The sequence below is a fragment of the Brevundimonas subvibrioides ATCC 15264 genome, assembly GCF_000144605.1.
GTDB lineage: Bacteria > Pseudomonadota > Alphaproteobacteria > Caulobacterales > Caulobacteraceae > Brevundimonas > Brevundimonas subvibrioides.
Map to the genome: position 1 here is coordinate 160,977 of NC_014375.1, position 17,781 is coordinate 178,757.

Annotated in this window: 17 protein-coding genes; 9 read left to right on the forward strand and 8 right to left on the reverse strand. The window is 68.1% G+C overall.

Going from position 1 to position 17,781, the window contains the following annotated elements; all coding sequences use genetic code 11:
• The first annotated feature begins 21 nt into the window (after positions 1-21).
• Entirely contained in the window at positions 22-561 is a 540-nt protein-coding gene (locus BRESU_RS00900; protein ID WP_013267598.1) for a CHAP domain-containing protein, read from the forward strand.
• 29 nt (positions 562-590) lie between these two features.
• Positions 591-1,556 (forward strand): magnesium transporter CorA family protein, encoded by a 966-nt coding sequence (locus tag BRESU_RS00905; protein ID WP_013267599.1) that lies wholly within the window; start codon positions 591-593, stop codon positions 1,554-1,556.
• Positions 1,557-1,660: 104 nt separating this feature from the next.
• On the opposite strand, the gene BRESU_RS00910 is transcribed toward BRESU_RS00905, so the two are convergent.
• Together BRESU_RS00910 and BRESU_RS00915 are read right to left on the reverse strand one after the other, a co-directional pair.
• Positions 1,661-2,491 carry a lipid A-modifier LpxR family protein gene (locus BRESU_RS00910; protein WP_156796210.1) on the reverse strand — a complete coding sequence of 277 codons (831 nt, stop codon included), beginning with the start codon at positions 2,489-2,491 and terminating at the stop codon, positions 1,661-1,663.
• A 356-nt stretch (positions 2,492-2,847) separates the two neighbouring features.
• Entirely contained in the window at positions 2,848-4,752 is a 1,905-nt protein-coding gene (locus BRESU_RS00915; RefSeq protein WP_041761160.1) for a ribonucleoside-diphosphate reductase subunit alpha, read from the reverse strand.
• A 259-nt stretch (positions 4,753-5,011) separates the two neighbouring features.
• On the opposite strand from BRESU_RS00915, the gene BRESU_RS00920 reads away from it, so the two are divergent.
• Entirely contained in the window at positions 5,012-5,764 is a 753-nt protein-coding gene (locus tag BRESU_RS00920; protein WP_013267602.1) for a phosphatase PAP2 family protein, read from the forward strand.
• An 89-nt stretch (positions 5,765-5,853) separates the two neighbouring features.
• The gene (locus tag BRESU_RS00925) at positions 5,854-6,414 is read left to right on the forward strand and encodes a hypothetical protein (RefSeq protein ID WP_013267603.1); all 561 of its coding nucleotides are present in this window, start codon (positions 5,854-5,856) and stop codon (positions 6,412-6,414) included.
• A 115-nt stretch (positions 6,415-6,529) separates the two neighbouring features.
• Here BRESU_RS00925 and BRESU_RS16710 read toward each other — a convergent pair whose 3' ends face one another.
• A complete protein-coding gene (locus tag BRESU_RS16710; protein WP_050762441.1) occupies positions 6,530-6,982 on the reverse strand; it encodes a hypothetical protein in 453 nt (150 codons plus the stop codon).
• A gap of 181 nt (positions 6,983-7,163) precedes the next feature.
• Here BRESU_RS16710 and BRESU_RS00935 point away from each other — a divergent pair, with 181 nt between their 5' ends.
• The 3 genes from BRESU_RS00935 (at position 7,164) to BRESU_RS00945 (ending at position 9,673) form a co-directional block, all read left to right on the forward strand.
• The gene (locus BRESU_RS00935) at positions 7,164-7,775 is read left to right on the forward strand and encodes a TMEM165/GDT1 family protein (protein WP_342610988.1); all 612 of its coding nucleotides are present in this window, start codon (positions 7,164-7,166) and stop codon (positions 7,773-7,775) included.
• A gap of 210 nt (positions 7,776-7,985) precedes the next feature.
• Positions 7,986-8,816 carry a TerC family protein gene (locus BRESU_RS00940; protein ID WP_013267606.1) on the forward strand — a complete coding sequence of 277 codons (831 nt, stop codon included), beginning with the start codon at positions 7,986-7,988 and terminating at the stop codon, positions 8,814-8,816.
• A 5-nt stretch (positions 8,817-8,821) separates the two neighbouring features.
• Positions 8,822-9,673, forward strand: a complete 852-nt coding sequence (locus BRESU_RS00945) for a glutaminyl-peptide cyclotransferase (RefSeq protein WP_013267607.1) — start codon at positions 8,822-8,824, stop codon at positions 9,671-9,673.
• Here BRESU_RS00945 and ku read toward each other — a convergent pair.
• From ku to groES, 3 genes are all read right to left on the reverse strand, one after another.
• Positions 9,670-10,521 (reverse strand): non-homologous end joining protein Ku, encoded by an 852-nt coding sequence (gene ku, locus BRESU_RS00950; protein ID WP_013267608.1) that lies wholly within the window; start codon positions 10,519-10,521, stop codon positions 9,670-9,672. The two genes, BRESU_RS00945 and ku, sit on opposite strands and share 4 nt — an antisense overlap.
• Before the next feature lie 122 nt (positions 10,522-10,643).
• Complete coding sequence (groL, locus tag BRESU_RS00955) at positions 10,644-12,296, reverse strand: chaperonin GroEL (RefSeq protein WP_013267609.1); 1,653 nt, start codon at positions 12,294-12,296, stop codon at positions 10,644-10,646.
• A 56-nt stretch (positions 12,297-12,352) separates the two neighbouring features.
• Positions 12,353-12,637, reverse strand: a complete 285-nt coding sequence (gene groES / locus BRESU_RS00960; RefSeq protein WP_013267610.1) for a co-chaperone GroES — start codon at positions 12,635-12,637, stop codon at positions 12,353-12,355.
• 241 nt (positions 12,638-12,878) lie between these two features.
• Here groES and BRESU_RS00965 point away from each other — a divergent pair, with 241 nt between their 5' ends.
• Positions 12,879-13,286, forward strand: coding sequence for a hypothetical protein (locus tag BRESU_RS00965; protein ID WP_013267611.1), 408 nt, complete (start codon positions 12,879-12,881; stop codon positions 13,284-13,286).
• Positions 13,287-13,353: 67 nt separating this feature from the next.
• Here the strand turns inward: BRESU_RS00965 and pgi are convergent, their stop codons facing one another.
• A complete protein-coding gene (gene pgi / locus BRESU_RS00970) occupies positions 13,354-14,961 on the reverse strand; it encodes a glucose-6-phosphate isomerase (protein WP_013267612.1) in 1,608 nt (535 codons plus the stop codon).
• A gap of 84 nt (positions 14,962-15,045) precedes the next feature.
• On the opposite strand from pgi, the gene BRESU_RS00975 reads away from it, so the two are divergent.
• On the forward strand, positions 15,046-15,522 hold the full coding sequence (locus BRESU_RS00975; RefSeq protein WP_013267613.1) for a hypothetical protein: 477 nt from the start codon (positions 15,046-15,048) through the stop codon (positions 15,520-15,522).
• Here the strand turns inward: BRESU_RS00975 and BRESU_RS00980 are convergent.
• Positions 15,473-17,695, reverse strand: coding sequence for a protein-disulfide reductase DsbD family protein (locus tag BRESU_RS00980; protein WP_013267614.1), 2,223 nt, complete (start codon positions 17,693-17,695; stop codon positions 15,473-15,475). The genes BRESU_RS00975 and BRESU_RS00980 overlap by 50 nt on opposite strands.
• Positions 17,696-17,781 lie beyond the last annotated feature (86 nt).

The window sequence follows — 17,781 nt, forward strand, 5'->3', positions numbered from 1 at the left end:
AACAGTCGGAAACAATCCAGCATGATGAAACGGCTCACTGCCGCCGCGGTTGCGGCGACCCTCGGTCTTTTCGCGCTCGCTCCGGCCGTTGTGGCCACGCCTGCGAGAGCCGAGGATCCCTACTGGCAGTGCGTGACGTTCGCGCGGATGTTCTCTGGAATCAACATCTTCGGCGATGCCTGGACCTGGTGGAACCAGGCCGTGGATCGCTTCCGTACCGGGCGCGCGCCCGAGACCGGCTCGGTTCTGGTGTTCCGCCCCGAGGGCCGGATGAGCCGGGGCCACGTCGCCGTCGTCTCCGACATCCTGACCGACCGAGTGATTCGCGTGACCCATGCCAACTGGGGCGGCAGCCGCGGCAAGGTCGAGGAGAACGTCACGGTCGTGGACGTCTCCGGAGCCAACGACTGGAGCCAGGTGAAGGTGTGGTACAACCCGATCCATGATCTGGGCACCACCGTCTATCCGACCTATGGTTTCATCTATAACGGCGCCCGCGACGCCTATGACGCCGGACGCCAGATGGCCTCGAACGCGACGTCGGGCGGCGGCCAGCCCTGATCTTCTGACTTCGCGTTGAGGCGCGCCGCATGATCCGCCTCTATCGCGCCGGCTGCGCGGCCTGCGAATCCGTCGAGATCGACGTCGCCGGTCCCTGGACGATGCCGCCCGACACGCTCTGGATCGACCTTATCGAACCGACGCGCGAGGAAGACATCGCGGTCGAGAAGGCCCTGGGCATCGCCATTCCCACACGCGAGGAGATGAGCGAGCTGGAAGCGTCCAGCCGCCTGTACCGCGAGGGCGGGGCCACCTATGTCACAGCCGACATCATCCACAACGGCGACGCAGACCTGCCCGGCAGCGACCCGGTGACCTTCGTGCTCACCGCCGGACCGATGGTCACCATCCGCTATTTCGATCCCCGCCCCTTCATCCAGTTCACCGACAAGCTCGAGCGCGATCCGTCGCTGTGCGCCACGGGCCTGGAGATGTTCCTGAACCTGATGGAGGCGATCATCGACCGCGCCTCCGACGTGCTGGCCAAGACCGCGCACAAGGTCGAGGCCGTCGGCAACCACGTCTTTTCCGACAGCAAGCGCGTCGGGTTCGAACACCTGGTCACCAAGCTGGGCCGCGCCCATATCGCCAATGCCCGGATCGAGCAGAGCCTGGCCGGCCTCGCCCGCGTCTTCGCCTTCGTCGGCTTCGACGACCGGATGGACCAGACGCCGGAAGGCCGCGAGCACCTGAAGTCGCTCGCCAGCGACGCCGCCAGCCTGATCGCGCACAACCAGGCCGTGGCGGCCGGGATCAATTTCCAGCTGTCGGCGGCGCTCGGCTTCATCAACATCGAGCAGTCGTCGATCTTCAAGGTGTTCTCGATCTTCAGCGCCGTCCTGATGCCGCCGACGCTGATCGGGGCCATCTACGGCATGAATTTCGAGCATATGCCCGAGCTGCGCTGGGCGACGGGCTATCCGATGGCCCTGGTCGTCATGGCCGTCTCGGCCCTGCTGCCGCTGCTGTGGTTCCGGCGCAAGGGCTGGATCTAGTGGAAGGTTTAGTGAGTAGGGCTTAGGGCTTAGGGCGTGTTCTGAGGCACAAGACAACGATGCCTGGCCCTGGACCCTAAGCCCTACTCACTAAGCCCTCAGCTTCACCATTCCGGCTTGATCGACAGCTGGAACGCCACAAGGCCCTCGGTGACGTCGTTGTCGATGCCGCGTCCGCTGCGCATGCCCTCGGCCTCGATCTCGCGATAGACGATCCCGAACGAGCCCTGCATGTCGCCGCGCCGCAGGGCGATGCCGACCGAGGCGTCGCCCAGGAAGTTGCCGCTGTCGTGGCTGACGCCGGAGCGGGCGTAGTCGCCGTCACGGTTGCGGGCGAAGTTGTAACCGACGGCCGTCCCCGACCCGGCGGCATAAAGATACCAGCGGGCGCGCTGGCCGAAGGCGGCGCTGCCTTCGGGCACCAGCCGGTCGATGCCGCGTCCGATCTTCAGCGTCGCCCCGGCCTCGGCCAAACCGCCCCGGTCGCCGACCCCAATGCCGGCGTGCGGCGTCAGGCTGACCTCCAGCCCGGAGGCGGTGTAGCCCCGCGCCACCGGCCAGCCCCGCGTATAGCTGACGTCATAGCCCTCGGCCTGGAAGGCGCCCTGGTCCAGCGGCGAGACCGGCAGGGGGGCCCCGTCGGCGCGACGCAGCTCGCCGCGGGCCCGCATCCGCAGCCGGTCGGCGTGGCCGTCGCCCTCGATCCAGACGTCGTGGGTCGTGGCGGCGGCGAAGGGATTGCGCATGTCGGTGGGCGCAAAGGCGTCCTCGACCTCGAGGCCGGGTCCGAACGCGGCCCCGGTGGCCACGGTGAGGGCGGTGGGGGTGTTGAGCCGGGCGGTGATGGTGCTGGCCGAGGCCTGCTCGCCTTCGGACCAGTTCTGGTTCACCCACGTCTGCGCGGAGGCCGGGACCGCCAGGGTCGCCAGGGACATCACGCTCAACGCAAGTCGCACCAGATAAGGCAACGGTCCTCCCACAGCCCGTTAACAGCGCACAGAGTGCACCGAAAAACAGGGCCGTCCAACCGCGATTTTGTGACAAGGCCCTGACGCCTGCGCAACGCGGGGTAGAGGCACCGGTTCCCGCACCCCGCCGCCACGCGCGAATTCCCCCGGCAGCGGGTAAAACCAGACCGGGTCCCGGCCGCCTTTCAGCCCGCCCCGCGCTCAAGCAGCGAGGCTCCGCGAGCCGAGGGATAGCGCCCCACTTCACAAGATGCGCTCAAGCAGCGCGCGACCGCGTCGCGCGCGGTAGCGCCCTTACATCGGTGCGCGGTAGCGCCCCTAACCTACTGACAGGCCAGGCACTCGTCGTAGTCGGTGGGGGCGGCGCTGAACAGGTCGGGCTGGTTGGGATCTGGCTCGACCTCGGCCTTGTCCTCGGCCCCGGCGAAGGCGGCGCGTTGCACCGACTTGGACCGCAGGTAGTAGAGCGACTTCACGCCCCGCTCCCACGCCGACCAGTGCAGCATGTGCAGGTCCCATTTGTTCACGTCGCCGGGGATGAACAGGTTGATCGACTGGGCCTGGCAGATCTCTGGCGACCGGTCGGCCGACAGTTCGACGACCCAGCGCTGGTCCAGTTCGAAGGCGGTCTTGAAGATCCCCTTCTCGTCGTCGTTCAGCATGGTCAGGTGCTGGACCGAGCCCTCGTGCTCGAGGATCGAGGACCACACCGCGTCGGTGTTGGCGCCGTAGCCGTCCAGCAGCTTCTCCAGGTACGGGTTCTTGACCGCGAACGAGCCCGACAGGGTCTTGTGGGTATAGATGTTGGCCGGGATCGGCTCGATGCCCGCCGACGTGCCGCCGCAGATGATGCTGATCGAGGCGGTCGGGGCGATGGCCAGCTTGTGGCTGAACCGCTCCATGACGCCGCGCTCGGCCGCGTCCTCGCAGGGGCCCTTCTCCTCGGCCAGCTTGACGCTGGCCTTGTCGGCCTCGCGGCGCAGGTGCTTGAACAGCCGCATGTTCCACGACTTGGCCATGGCGGACTCGAAGGCCACGCCCTGCGACTGCAGGAAGGAGTGGAAGCCCATCAGGCCCAGACCCACCGAGCGCTCGCGCTTGGCCGAATAGACGGCGGCGGCCATTTCCGGCGGCGCGCGGGTGATGAAGTCCTCCAGCACGTTGTCCAGGAACCGCATCACGTCCTCGACGAAGCGGGGCTCCTCGCGCCACTCCAGGAACATCTCGGCGTTGACCGACGACAGGCAGCAGACGGCGGTCCGGTCGATGCCCAGGTGGTCGGGACCGGTGTGCAGCATGATCTCGCTGCACAGGTTCGACTGCTTGACCTTCAGCCCCAGCTCGCGCTGGTGGCGCGGCATCTGGCGGTTCACCGTGTCCGAGAAGATCAGATAGGGCTCGCCGGTCTGCAGGCGGATCTCGAGGATCTTCTGCCACAGCGAGCGGGCGTCGACCCGGCGGATCACGGCCTGGTCCTTGGGCGACAGCAGGGCGAAGTCCGAGCCGGCCTTCACCGCCTCCATGAACTCGTCGGTGATGTTGATGCCGTGGTGCAGGTTCAGGGACTTCCTGTTGAAGTCACCCGAGGGTTTGCGGATCTCGAGGAACTCCTCGATCTCGGGGTGGTGCACGTCCAGATAGACCGCCGCCGAGCCCCGGCGCAGGCTGCCCTGGCTGATGGCCAGCGTCAGCGAATCCATCACGCGGATGAAGGGGATGATGCCCGAGGTCTGGCCCGCGCCCTTGACCTTTTCGCCGATCGACCGGACGCCGCCCCAGTAGGTGCCGATGCCGCCGCCGTTCGAGGCCAGCGAGACGTTCTCGTTCCAGACGCGCTGGATGCCGTCCAGGCTGTCCTGCACCGAGTTCAGGAAGCAGGAGATCGGCAGGCCGCGGTTCGCGCCGCCGTTCGACAGCACCGGCGTCGAGGGCATGAACCAAAGCTTGGACATATAGTCATAGACGCGCTGGGCGTGGTCGGCGTCGTCAGCATAGGCGGTCGACACGCGGGCGAACATGTCCTGATAGCTCTCGCCGGCCAGCAGATAGCGGTCCTCCAGCGTCTTCTTGCCGAAGTCGGTCAGCAGGTCGTCGCGGGTCCGGTCCAGTTCGAGGCTGCGCACGACCGTCAGATGGGGACGCTCGGACGTCGGCGCCGCCGGTGCCGCACCGGGAACTGCCGCAAAATCAACCGTCTTCAACGCTTCGCCGCCAGCCATAATCGTCATCGCCCTGAACTAAAATCGAAGAGAAGCCGCCTGGCCCCGACCACTGCATCTAGTGGCCGAAGCGCGCCCCGAACCAACATATGGGGCGCAGATGCCTAACGACCCGTCAACGGGCTTGACGCCGCAATTCGTTCCGAATCACTTCGGCACAGGGGATGACCCTGTGCAAAAGGGCGCGACAGGCTCGCGACGCGCGGGGCGACCCGTATTCACGACTCCGTGATCGGGAACGCGACAGCAGCTTGGCCGTTAGCCGCCGATGCCATCCTCCGCCCCCGTCCGTTTTTTTCGCCGCGCCCTTCGTCTGGCCCGTACCGAATTCGTCGCCCTGTCCGCCCTTCTGATCGTCGGACTGGGGGTCTCGATCTTCGCCGAACTCGCCGATGACATGCGCGAGGCCGACGGCCAGGCCTTCGACCAGGGCGTGCTGTCGATCCTGCGGCCCAACGCCGATCCGTCCGACGCCTGGGGCCCCTGGTGGCTGTCCACGGCCGCCAATGACCTGACGGCGCTGGGCGGGATCTCGGTCCTGGCCCTGTTCGCCACGATCGCGGTGATCTTTCTGATCATCCAGAAGAAGCGGCTGTCGGCCCTGTTGCTGGTCTTCGGCCTTCTGGGCGGCGTGACCCTGTCCGAGGGGCTGAAGGCCATGTTCGAACGCGCCCGCCCGCCGGAGCAGTTCCAGGCGGTCGAAACGATCAACGCCAGCTTCCCGTCCGGCCACGCCCTGCTGTCCACGGTCTTCTATCTCAGCCTGGCCGTCATGCTGTCGCGCGCCTTCCCGCGACGTAGCCTGAAGGCCTATGTCATCGGCACGGGCGTGCTGATCGCGGTCCTCGTCGGGCTGACGCGCATCTATCTGGGCGCGCACTGGGCCACGGACGTCTTCGCGGGCTGGAGCGTGGGGGCCGCCTGGGCCATGGCCCTGTGGCTGGTCAGCTATGCGGTCGAGCGTCGCCAGGCGGTCCATCACGCCACCCTGGTTGACGAACCGACGGTCGCCGAAGCGTGAAATTTCACTAGGCCCCGGACCGGCGTCGGCGTTAACTACGGGTCGACGGTCGAAGCCCCCGTTTCGACCCGTATTGCGGGAGGACCGACATGATCGGCCTGATGCTCGCCCTCGTCGTCGCCCCTCCTGCCCCCGCCCCCCAGGCGGTCCAGGCCACGCTGCAGTCGTGCGCCATGGAGCAGGACCGCTGGGTCTGCCGCTATCAGGTGCCCAATATCGAGATCATTCCCTTCACCGGCGATGCTTCGGAACTGGAGCTGACCCCGCGCACCGGGCCCGCGCCGTCCCCGGTCCCGGGCGACACCCCGGCCGGCACCACCCCCACGGAGGTCGCCGCCGCCGGTTCGGAGGCCGGCATCCTGACCGAGCGCGAGGCCGGACTGGTGGCGCGCTGTGCCGACGCCGGCTGGATGTCGCTCTGCCTGCCCGACGACCGTCGCGCCGCGCGTTCGCTGCGAGATCGCCAGGTTGCCTACCAGACGGTCCAGCGGTCGGTGACGGGTCTGCTGGCCGAGGACCGCTGCGAGGAGGCGATCCGGGCGGCGCTGGACGGCGGCTATCTGGGCCTGGCGCGCGAAGCCCGCGCCTTCTGCGCCGCCTCGGTGGCCGAGCCGGTCAACGTCCAGGCCGTGGTCCCGCCGGCGAGCTGACGGCACCTCTCCAGACAACGGAAGACCCGGCCGCTCTGCAGCGTCCGGGTCTCTGGTCGTTGATCGACCGACGGGGCCTGCGGGGCCGTCTGAACCCGCAGGCGCTCGCCAGCGCCTAGTGGCCGCCCGGCGTGACGGGCGTGCAGACGGTGCCGTCCGTGCAGTCCGAGAAATGGACCTGCGGCGGCTCGACCAGGATCTGCGACGGGTTCACGTGGACTTCCGGACGCTGGACGTAGATCTGGGCCGGGGCCACGCGGATCGGCGGGGCTTCGACATAGACGGGGGGACCGGAGATATAGACCACAGGACCGGCGACCTCGATCGGGCGGCCGTACACCCGGGCCCCCGGCGACCTCACATGGATGTCCGGACCGGCCGGAATGTAGATCGGCGGGCCATAGCCGCCGCCCGGCGCGCCGTGCGGCCAGGGCGAACCCGGGGTCCAGGGGCCGTAGAAGGTGGCCTCCCGCGTGCACGGGCACAGTTCACCGTCGTAATGCGGATGCGGTGCGCATCCGTCGGGCGCTTCGACCATGCCGCCCAGCAGCATGGAGGCGACCAACATCGATACTGGTTCCATGAATTCTCCCCCTAACCCTCTGATAGACCACGTATTCCCCTGAGAAGCGAAATGGCTTCAAAGGCGTTTTCGAGGCCCGACCAGCGTTATCTTAACCATATTGGGCTGTCTACCGCCGTCGTTCAGCTTGCACCCGCCGGGGGCCCGGCCTAAACGCGCCGCCTCATTGGCCCGTCTGTTTTCACAGACCCCGCCCTGCATCGAGCCCGCCCTGGACGCCTTCCTGATATCGGTCGGCCTCGTCTCCATCGCGGAGATCGGGGACAAGACCATGCTGCTGGCCATCGCCCTGGCCGCCGCCTGGCGCCGGCCCCTGCCGATCGTCCTCGGCATCTTCGCCGCGACCCTCGCCAACCACGCCTTCGCCGCCTTGGCCGGCACCCTGGCGGCCCAGTATCTGGACGGTCCGTGGATGCGATGGATCGTCGGCGTCGCCTTCCTGGGGTTCGCGCTCTGGGCCCTGATCCCCGACACGCTCGAGGTCCGGGACGAGGCCCAGGTCGACAAGACATTCATGGGCATCTTCTGGACCACCCTGGCGGCCTTCTTCCTGGTCGAGATGGGCGACAAGACCCAGATCGCTACGGCGGGCCTCGCCATCCGGTTCGAGAACCTGCCCCTGGTGGTCGCCGGATCGACCGTGGGCATGATGCTGGTCAACGGTCCCGCCGTCTGGCTGGGCGAGGCGACCGCCAAACGCCTGCCGCTGAAATACATCCGCATGGCGGCCGCGGCCGCGTTCGCGGCCACCGGTCTCTGGGTGCTCGTCGCCGGCTAGGTCGTTCGTCACTGGCGTTGATGTCCGCCAGAGGATGCGCCATGGGTTCAAATCGGGCGACGATCGCTCCCGTGCGGCCCCTCACGGCGAACGGCGTGCGTCGTCTGCGATTGTGTCGCACTCGCCCGGCGTCCCCGAGGGGTCCCGATACGCGTTCGATGCGCTATAGCGGACGAAACGCCGCACCCTTTCACTGCTTCCGGACCCCCGATGCTCGACTCGATTACGCCGCTTCTGTCTGACCCCGCCGCCTGGGCTGCGCTCGTCACCCTCGTGGTCATGGAGGTGGTGCTGGGGATCGACAATCTGATCTTCATCTCGATCCTGTCGAACAAGCTGCCGCCCGAGCAACGCCAGAAGGTCCGGCGCATCGGCATCGGCCTGGCCCTCGTCATGCGACTGGCGCTCCTGTCCATCATCGCCTGGCTGGTCGGCCTGGTGCAGCCCGTCTTCTCCGTCATGGGCAACGAGTTCTCGTGGAAGGACCTGATCCTGATCGCGGGCGGCCTGTTCCTGATCTGGAAGGCGACCAAGGAAATCCACCACACGGTGGACCCCACGCCCTCGCACGACGTCCTCGACAAGAAGGACGTCATGATCTCCAACGCCGGATCGGCGATCGTCCAGATCATCATCCTGGACCTGGTCTTCTCGATCGACTCCATCCTGACGGCCGTCGGCATGACCGAGCACCTGCCGATCATGGTCGTGGCCGTCCTGGCCGCCGTCACCGTCATGCTGCTGGCCGCCGACCCCCTGGCCAACTTCATCGCCAAAAACCCCACCGTGGTCATGCTGGCCCTGGGCTTCCTGCTGATGATCGGCCTGGTGCTGATCGCCGACGGCTTCGGCTTCCACGTGCCCAAGGGCTATATCTACGCGGCCATGGCCTTCTCGGCCGGCGTGGAGGCGCTGAACATGATGGGTCGAGCGGCCACATCCAAAAAGGACCAGGCGCTTCTGGCGCGGGGCGTGGCCGACCGTGCCGAGGCCGACGCCCAGGCCGCCGAGGCCCGCGCCGCCGCCGATCCGAACGGCTGATCTCCATGCGCGCGCCCTCCCGGAGACCCGTCCTGATCCCGGCCCTGATCGGGCTGGTCGTCCTGGCGGGCGCGCCCCTCGCCTGGTCGCAGAGTGCTCCGGCGCCTGCGCCCGCGCCCACGGTCCAGGCGGCCCCCCAGCCGCCGGCACCCCCGATCTATGACTACGAGATCGTCAACACCTATCCGCACGACCCGGCCGCCTTCACCCAGGGGCTGATCTACCGCGACGGCGTCCTGATCGAGAGCACCGGCCGTCACCCGTCCAGCGTCCGCCGCGTGCGGCTCGAGGACGGGGTCGTGCTGGAGAAGAAGGAGCTGCCGGTCGAGCATTTCGGCGAGGGCCTGACCGACTGGGGCGACCGGGTCCTGACCCTGACCTGGCAGGGCGGGCAGGGCTTCATCTGGGACGCCGACGATCTCGATCCGGCGGGCACCTGGACCTATGAGGGCGAGGGTTGGGGCCTGACCCGCGACGCCACCCGCATCATCCTGTCGGACGGCTCCCCGTCCTTGCGCTTCTTCGACCCCGAGACCCTGACCCAGACCGGCGTGGTACCGGTCACCTACCGCGGCCGCCCGGTGCCCAAGCTGAACGAGCTGGAGTTCATCGACGGCGAGGTTTTCGCCAACGTCTGGCAGACCAACTTCATCCTGCGCATTGATCCGGCCACCGGCGTGGTCAAGGGCATCATCGACCTGACCGGCCTGCTGCCCGATCCGGTCGCCAATCCCAACGACGACGTCCTGAACGGCATCGCCTGGGATCCCGCCGGCCGCCGCCTGTTCGTCACCGGCAAGAACTGGCCCCGGCTGTTCGAGATCCGGCTGGTCCCCAGGCCCCCGGCCGCCGGCTAGGCCGCCTTCTTCTTCGCCGCCGGCTTCTTCGGGGCCGCCTTCTTGGCCGGAGCCTTCTTGGCGGCCGGCGAGGCCGAGCCCTTCAGGCTGTTCCGCAGCGCGGCCATCAGATCGATCACGTTGGTGTCGTCCGGCTCCTCGACCGCCACCATGCCCTTGCCGCCCTTGGTCTTGGTCTTGATCATCGCCTTCAGCGCGTCGTCGTAGCGGTCGACGAAGTCCGAGGAATCGAAGTCCGCCTCCTTCTGGGCGATGATCCGCGCGGCGATCTCGACCATGTCGGCGTCGGCCTTCACCGTCGGAATGGCGTCGAAATAGTCCGCCGCGTCGCGCACCTCGTCGTAGGCCCGCAAGGTGTAGGCGACCAGCCCCTTGCCCCGCACCTCCAGCGCCAGCTGCCGTTCCTTGCCGCGCAGCACCAGACACCCCAGCGCCACCTTGCCCTGTTTCGCCATCGCGTCGCGGATCACGGCGAACGCCTCCACCCCGGTCCCCTTCTCGGGCACCACGAAGAAGGGGGCGTCCCAGAACAGCCGATCGATCTCGGTCTCGTCGACGAACTTGTCGATCGAGATGGTCTTTGTGCTCTCCAGCCGCACCTTGTCGAAGTCGGCGTCGTCGAACAGGACGTATTCGTCCTTGGACACCTCATAGCCCTTGACCAGCTCCGAGCGCTCCACCGGCCCGGTGTCCGGATCGGTCGCCACCATGCGGATGCGGTTGTTGGTCTTGGGGTTGATCATATGGAAGCGCACGTTGTCGGCGCTCGAGGTCGCCGTATACAGCGCCACCGGACAGCTGACCAATGACAGCTTCAGATGGCCTTGCCAGGTGGGGCGGCTGGGCATGGGACTTCCTCCAGAGAGACGGAGTCAAACACCCATGGCCAAGGTTGGTTCAAAGGCCAAGGAAAAGGGCGGGCCCATTGCTGGACCCGCCCTCTCTGTCGTCAGTGCGATACAGGCGTGGACTAGAAGTCCATGTCGCCCATGCCGCCCATGCCGCCGCCCATGCCGCCGCCGGCACCGCCGGAGGAGCCCTTCTTGGGAGCGTCGGCCACGGCCGCTTCGGTCGTGATCAGAATGGAGGCCACCGAGGCGGCGTCGGTCAGGGCGGTGCGAACCACCTTGGCCGGGTCGATCACGCCCATGGCGACCAGGTCGCCGTACTCTTCGGTCTGGGCGTTGAAGCCGTAGGTGGCCGAGGTGTTCTCGAGCACCTTGCCGACCACGATCGAGCCTTCGACGCCGGCGTTTTCCACGATCTGACGGATCGGGGCCTGGATGGCGCGACGGATGATGGCGATGCCGGCGGTCTGGTCGGCGTTGTCACCGGTCAGGCCGTCCAGAGCCTTGGTCGCCTTCAGCAGGGCGATGCCGCCGCCGGGGACGATGCCTTCTTCAACGGCTGCACGCGTGGCGTTCAGGGCGTCGTCGACGCGGTCCTTCTTTTCCTTCACTTCGACTTCGGTCGAGCCGCCGACGCGGATGACCGCAACGCCGCCGGCCAGCTTGGCCAGACGTTCCTGCAGCTTTTCCTTGTCGTAGTCGGACGAGGTGTCCTCGATCTGCTTCTTGATCTGGCTGATGCGGGCCTCGATCTCATCCTTGCCGCCGACGCCGTCCACGATGGTGGTGTCGTCCTTGGTGATGGTGACCTTCTTGGCCTTGCCGAGCATGTCGATGGTGACGTTCTCGAGCTTGATGCCCAGGTCTTCCGAGATCACCTGGCCGCCGGTCAGGACCGAGATGTCCTCCAGCATGGCCTTGCGGCGGTCGCCGAAGCCCGGGGCCTTGACGGCGGCGACGCGCAGGCCGCCCCGCAGCTTGTTGACGACGAGCGTGGCCAGGGCCTCGCCTTCGATGTCCTCGGCGATGATCAGCAGCGGGCGACCCGACTGAACCACGGCTTCCAGGATCGGGAGCATGGCCTGCAGCGACGACAGCTTCTTTTCGAACAGCAGGATCAGAGGCTCTTCGAGTTGAACCTCCATCTTGTCGGCGTTGGTGATGAAGTAGGGCGACAGGTAGCCGCGGTCGAACTGCATGCCTTCGACGACGTCGAGTTCGGTCTCGGCGGTCTTGGCTTCTTCAACCGTGATGACGCCTTCGTTGCCGACCTTGGCCATGGCCTTGGCGATCATTTCGCCGACTTCGGCGTCGCCGTTGGCGGAGATGGTGCCGACCTGGGCGATTTCGGAGTTGTTCTCGACCTTCTTGGCCGAGGCCTTGATGTCGGCGAGCACGGCCGTGACGGCCTTGTCGATGCCGCGCTTCAGATCCATCGGGTTCATGCCGGCGGCGACGGCCTTGAGGCCCTCTTGCACGATTGATTGAGCCAGAACGGTTGCGGTGGTGGTGCCGTCACCCGCCTTGTCGTTCGTCTTCGAAGCGACTTCGCGGATCATCTGGGCGCCCATGTTCTCGAAGGCGTCCTCGAGCTCGATCTCTTTGGCGACCGAGACGCCGTCCTTGGTCGAGCGCGGGGCGCCGAAGGACTTCTGGATGACCACGTTGCGGCCCTTGGGCCCCAGGGTGACCTTGACCGCATTGGCCAGGACGTTGACGCCGCGCAGCATCTTCTCGCGCGCGTCGGTGGAGAACTGTACTTGTTTCGCAGCCATGTGAGGCGGCTCCTATGTCAATCTGATGGGTAAAGAAGGGGGTCGACGGTCGGGTGCTAGAGCACGCCCAGGACGTCGGATTCCTTCATGATGATCAGGTCTTCGCCTTCCAGCTTGACCTCGGTGCCCGACCACTTGCCGAACAGGATCCGGTCGCCGGCCTTCAGTTCCAGGGCATTGACGGTGCCGCGCTCGTCACGGACGCCGGGGCCCACGGCGACGACTTCGCCTTCCTGGGGCTTTTCCTTGGCCGTGTCGGGGATGATGATCCCGCCCTTGGTCTTGGATTCTTCTTCAACGCGCTTGACCAGCACGCGATCGCCGAGAGGACGAAACGCCATCTGTGAGTTCTCCGTATAGCTCTAGAGTTTGATGTCGCCCTCGTGGACCGGCTTTTGGCAGCCGTGACCCGCGAGTGCTAACGCAGGGCGGAAGTAGGATGACGGGGCGGCATCGTCAAGGCGGCGGCGCGATGAACGCCAGATGAATGACGTCCCCTCCGTCCGTTCAGATTGCCTGTTCTAGACCTTCACCCTGGGGAGGGGCGTTGTGCCCGGACGCCACGTTTCAGGAGACAGGGACATGAAGATCATCAAGCTTGCTTTCGCCGCCGCACCGGTTCTGGCCCTGACGCTGGCCGCCGCCGCGCCGGCCGAGGCCCAGAGCCGCTACTATGGGGGCCAGAACTCCTACGACCAGCGTCGCGACAACGGCGGCGACGTCGTCGCGGGCGTCGTGATCGGGGCCATCGCGGGAGGCCTGCTGGCCGCCGCCGCCTCGGACAACAATGACGACTGCAGCTTCTATCGCGACGGCCGCTGCTGGCGGAACCGGGGCCACTGGGAGCGCGAGCACGGCATCAACAGCCGCTACGGCTATGGCTACAACGACCGCCGCGACTATCGCTACGACCGCCGGGACGATCGTCGGGACCGTCGCTACGATCGCCGCGACGACCGGCGCGATTACCGCTACGACCGCCGCTGGTAGTCGGTCTGCGCACTCACTGATGAAACGGGCTTCCTCGCGGAAGCCCGTTTTTTCATGCCCCGATCCTTCAGGCCATGAGACGCCCCAGAAGCGCTGCCGTCGACGGATCCAGATCGGGGGACGGGCCGCCCGCCGCAACGTCCGTCAGGATCGCCTTGGCCAGAACCTTGCCCAGCTCCACACCCCACTGGTCGAAGCTGTTGATGTCCCAGATCACACCCTCGACGAAGGTCTTGTGCTCATACAGGGCCAGCAGGGCCCCGAGCCGTTCCGGGGTCAGCCGGTCCATGACGATGGTGGTGGACGGGCGGTTCCCCGGAAAGGTCTTGTGGCTGGCCAGACGGTCGGCCTCCGCGTCCGTGGATCCGGCCGCCATCAGCTCGGCGCGGGCGGCCTCGGTGGTCTTGCCCAGCATCAGGGCCTGGCCCTGGGCCAGGGCGTTGGACCACAGGGGCGCGCCGGCCGCGTCCGGAAGGGTTTCCGACACGATCACGAACTCGGCGGGCACGACCTGCGGCCCCTGATGGATCTGCTGGAAGAAGGCGTGCTGGCCGTTGGTGCCGGGCTCGCCGAACACCACCGGACAGGTCTGGCGGGTGACGGTCGCGCCGTCGCGGTGGACCCGCTTGCCGTTCGATTCCATCTCGAGCTGCTGCAGGAAGGCCGGCAGGCGGCGCAGGCCGTGGGCGTAGGGGGCGACCGTGCGGGCCGGGCGATGCAGGCCATCGACGTTCCAGATCTGCGCCAGGGCCATCAGCACCGGCGCGTTCCGCTCCAGCGGGGCATCGACGAAATGGTCGTCCATGGCCCGGGCCCCCGACAGCAGTCCGTCGAAGACGTCGGGACCGAGCGCGATCACGCAGGACAGGCTTACCGCCGACCACAGCGAATAGCGGCCGCCGACCCAGTCCCTGAAGGCGAAGGCCCGGCCGCAGCCGAAGCCCCCGGCCCGCTCCGGCGCGGCGGTGACGCCGATGAAATGCCGGTCACGACCCGCCTCCGGCAGACTGGCGGCCAGCCAGGCCTTGGCGGCCTCGGCGTTGGCCAGCGTTTCCTGGGTCGTGAAGGTCTTGGACACGACGACGACCAGTGTCGTCTCGGGATCGAGTCCGGTCAGGGCCTCGGCCATGTCGCGCGGATCGATGTTGGCGACGAAGCGCAGGTCGATCGAGGGCTCCAGCGGTTTCAGCGCGTCCCAGACCACGCGCGGGCCGAGGTCCGACCCGCCGATGCCGATATGGACGATCGCCCTGAACGCCTTGCCCGTCGCGCCGGTCTCGTGGCCGTCCCGCACCGCGCGGGCGTAGTCGGCCATGGCCTGCTGCACGGCGCGAACCTCGGCCGAGACCGCCTCGCCCAAGGCATGGAAGTCGGCGTCATCGCCGGCCCGAAGCGCGGGATGCAGCACCGCCCGCCCCTCGGTATTGTTGACGGCCTCTCCGGCGTACAGGCGGGCGCGCTCCCCCTCGACCCCGGCCGCGCGGGCCAGGTCCAGACAGGCTTCGAACCCGCCCCGGGTCCAGCTCTGTTTGGACAGGTCCAGATACAGTCCCGCCGCCTCGACGCTCATGCGCGCCAGCCGGTCGGGGTCGGCCGCGAACTGATCGACGATTCGCGCCCCGGCGTCCCGGGCCGCTGCGGCGTCGAATCCGCTCCAGATATCGATCTCGGACATGGGGCAGCCTTTCGTTAATCAAGGTCTCGTTTACGGGTCGGGCGTAGACCGGTTCAATCGCAGAGTCGCGAAAAGGACCAGACCATGTCGTGTGGCATCGCCATCGCCGTCTCGCTGTTGCTGTCGGACCCCAGCGTCGCCCTCGCCGCCGCCCAGCCCGCGGCCGTCGCCGGGGCCCCGGTCTCGGTCGCGAGCGAGCCGATGTTCGCCGACATCGTGACCCGGGCCAGCGCGCTCAAGGCCGTCGTCGACGCCTGGGGGCCGACCGGCGCGACCGGCACCGACTTCGAGGCCTTCAAGGCCCGCGCCACGGCCCTCTCGGCCCTGGACATGCAGGCCCACCTGATCCTCAAGGAACGGGGCACCGACGGCGACCTGAAATGCATCCTGCGCGGCATCTCCGAGGACATCCCGGTCCGGATCCAGGCCGTCGAAAGCGCGGCGAGCCCGGAAGCCCGCGCCACCGCCCTGTCGGAGCTGTCCTATCTGCTGAACGACAACGTCGAGGTCATCACCGCCCCGCCGCAGCCGGACGCCCAGTCGGGCGTCGAGACGAACTAGCCGCCTCCAGCGCCTCGAGGACGACCCCCTCGGTCAACAGTTGCGGCAGGATGCGCGGCGCGGGCTCGCCCGGCGCATAGACCAGATACAACGGCACGCCCGAGCGGCCATGGCGGGCCAGCTCCCGCGCGATCACCGGGTCGCGCAGCGTCCAGTCCGCGACCAGATAGACGGTCCCGGTGCGGGCGATGGCCTCGGCGACGCGGGGCGACTGCAGCGACGTCCGCTCGTTGATCTTGCAGCTGACGCACCAGTCGGCGGTGAAGTCGACGAGGACCGGCTTTCCGGCGGCCTGCGCCTCGGCGACCGCCTGCGCTGACCAGGGTCGGGTGGCCGGGCCGCTGCCGTCGCCCGACCCGGTCCGGACCGAGGGGGCAAGACTGGACGCCACCCCGGTGAGGCCCAGCGCGACGACGAGGGCCAGCGCGGATGCGAGCATGAGGGGACGAGCCGGTTTGCCTGCCGCGCGCGCTGTCTGTCGGCGACCGAAGGCCCAGGCTGCGAGGCCCAGCAGCGCCGCCCCCGCCATCAGCAACACCGCGGGGGTCCATCCCTGCTGCCGCTGGAAGACCCAGCCCAGCCACAGGGCTGCGGCGAACATGGGCACGGACAGGACCTGTTGCAGACGCTCCATCCAGGGGCCGGGACGCGGCAGGCGAGCCAGCAGACCCGGCGACAGGCTGATCGCCAGATAGGGCAGGGCCAGGCCGAGGCCGAGGAACAGGAAGACCAGCAGGGCGAGCGGCGCGGGCAGGACCAGCGCCGCGCCGAGCGCCACCGCCATGAAGGGGGCCGTGCAGGGGGCGGCCACCACCACGGCCAGCACGCCCGTAAAGAAGGCTCCGATCGGCCCGTTCAGACGCGACAGCCGCGACCCGCCCGCCGCCTGAAGCCCCAGCCCGATCTGGAACAGGCCGGCGAGGTTCAGACCAACGACCAGCATCAGCAGGGCGAGAAGGGCGACCACGGGCGGCGACTGCAGCTGGAACCCCCAGCCGATCTCCTGACCCAGACCGCGCAGCACCAGCAGGACACCGCCCAGCATCAGGAAGGTCGCCAGCACGCCCGCCAGATAGGCCAGGCCGTCGACCCGCGCCTCCCCGGCATCGCGCGATGACCGCGCCAGGGCAGCCGCCTTGAGGGCCAGGACCGGGAAGACGCACGGCATCAGGTTCAGGATCAGGCCCCCGAGGAAAGCGAACAGGATCGCCCGGGCCGCCGTCCCCGCATCGAACGCGCCGCCGCCGGGCGCATCGGCCGTGGCCAGACCGCGCCCGGTGGTCCCGGGCAGGAGCGATCCGGGCACCGCCGCGATCTCCCAGGCCCCGGCGTCGGTCGCCAGCACCCCGGCCAGAGGCGCGGTCAGACCGCTCGCGACCAGATCGTCGGTGGGGTCGAGCGTCAGGGAGAGGCCGTCGGGCCCGGCTGCCGCCGACAGGGCGACGTCGTGGTCGATCCGGCCGGCCTCGAACGGATAGAAGGTCGCGCGTCCGATATCGGCCCCGGCCAGCGCACCGCCCGTGGCACTGAGGACCAGTCGTCCCCCGGTCAGGGTCGCGCGGGCGGTGATCCCGGCCGGGCGGGGGGCGGTCTCGACCAGACGCTGGATCGCCGCGCCGTCCGACCCCGTCAGCGGCGCCGTCCCCTCGCGGATCGGCAGGTCCAGCCTCAGGGTAAAGCTGTCCGGTACGCACATCTCGTCGCTGCACACGAACAGCAGCGCGGTCACGGTCAGGGGAATCGTCGTCCCGGGCCGGGCCCCGGCGGGAATATCGATGGGGACCGGCAGGAAGACCTGTCCCTCGTAGCCCAGGTTGACGATGTCCCCCAGACGCTGGCGGTTCGGCAGCGGCCAGAGGATCTCGCCGGCCACGACCCCGGCCGGCAGGCTCCAGTCCAGCGTGGTGGGGCCGCCGGAATCACCGGGATTGCGCCAGTAGGTGTGCCATCCCGGCTGGATCTTCTGGCGCAGCGCGACCACCGCCGTCGATCCTGGCGCGGCCCAGGCGTTCATGGGCACCAGTTCGACCTCGATCCGGACGTTGCGTTGTGGCCCCGGGGCGATCGCCGATGGAGCCCGGGACATTCCGGGCTGGGCCCGCGCCGGTTCGGGCAGGCCGAAACCGCCCGCGAGCAGGACGAACAGCCAGGCGATCAGGAGGGACAGGCGCAAGCGGAGGTATCCGAACGTCGAGACAGGGCGACCCTTACCCGGCCGACGCGGCGACCGCCACGTTCCCAAGGGTCGCGCCGGACGCC

Excerpts from the sequence above, each read along its gene's own strand:
- BRESU_RS00915 (WP_041761160.1), bottom strand. The coding sequence starts at position 4,752 with ATGACGATTATGGCTGGCGGCGAAGCGTTGAAGACGGTTGATTTTGCG.
- ku (WP_013267608.1), bottom strand. The coding sequence starts at position 10,521 with ATGCCCAGCCGCCCCACCTGGCAAGGCCATCTGAAGCTGTCATTGGTC.
- BRESU_RS00940 (WP_013267606.1), top strand. The coding sequence starts at position 7,986 with ATGCTCGACTCGATTACGCCGCTTCTGTCTGACCCCGCCGCCTGGGCT.
- groES (WP_013267610.1), bottom strand. The coding sequence starts at position 12,637 with ATGGCGTTTCGTCCTCTCGGCGATCGCGTGCTGGTCAAGCGCGTTGAA.
- BRESU_RS00900 (WP_013267598.1), top strand. The coding sequence starts at position 22 with ATGATGAAACGGCTCACTGCCGCCGCGGTTGCGGCGACCCTCGGTCTT.
- BRESU_RS00975 (WP_013267613.1), top strand. The coding sequence starts at position 15,046 with ATGTCGTGTGGCATCGCCATCGCCGTCTCGCTGTTGCTGTCGGACCCC.
- groL (WP_013267609.1), bottom strand. The coding sequence starts at position 12,296 with ATGGCTGCGAAACAAGTACAGTTCTCCACCGACGCGCGCGAGAAGATG.
- BRESU_RS00965 (WP_013267611.1), top strand. The coding sequence starts at position 12,879 with ATGAAGATCATCAAGCTTGCTTTCGCCGCCGCACCGGTTCTGGCCCTG.
- pgi (WP_013267612.1), bottom strand. The coding sequence starts at position 14,961 with ATGTCCGAGATCGATATCTGGAGCGGATTCGACGCCGCAGCGGCCCGG.
- BRESU_RS00920 (WP_013267602.1), top strand. The coding sequence starts at position 5,012 with ATGCCATCCTCCGCCCCCGTCCGTTTTTTTCGCCGCGCCCTTCGTCTG.
- BRESU_RS00945 (WP_013267607.1), top strand. The coding sequence starts at position 8,822 with ATGCGCGCGCCCTCCCGGAGACCCGTCCTGATCCCGGCCCTGATCGGG.
- BRESU_RS00925 (WP_013267603.1), top strand. The coding sequence starts at position 5,854 with ATGATCGGCCTGATGCTCGCCCTCGTCGTCGCCCCTCCTGCCCCCGCC.
- BRESU_RS00910 (WP_156796210.1), bottom strand. The coding sequence starts at position 2,491 with ATGTCCCTGGCGACCCTGGCGGTCCCGGCCTCCGCGCAGACGTGGGTG.
- BRESU_RS00905 (WP_013267599.1), top strand. The coding sequence starts at position 591 with ATGATCCGCCTCTATCGCGCCGGCTGCGCGGCCTGCGAATCCGTCGAG.
- BRESU_RS16710 (WP_050762441.1), bottom strand. The coding sequence starts at position 6,982 with ATGTTGGTCGCCTCCATGCTGCTGGGCGGCATGGTCGAAGCGCCCGAC.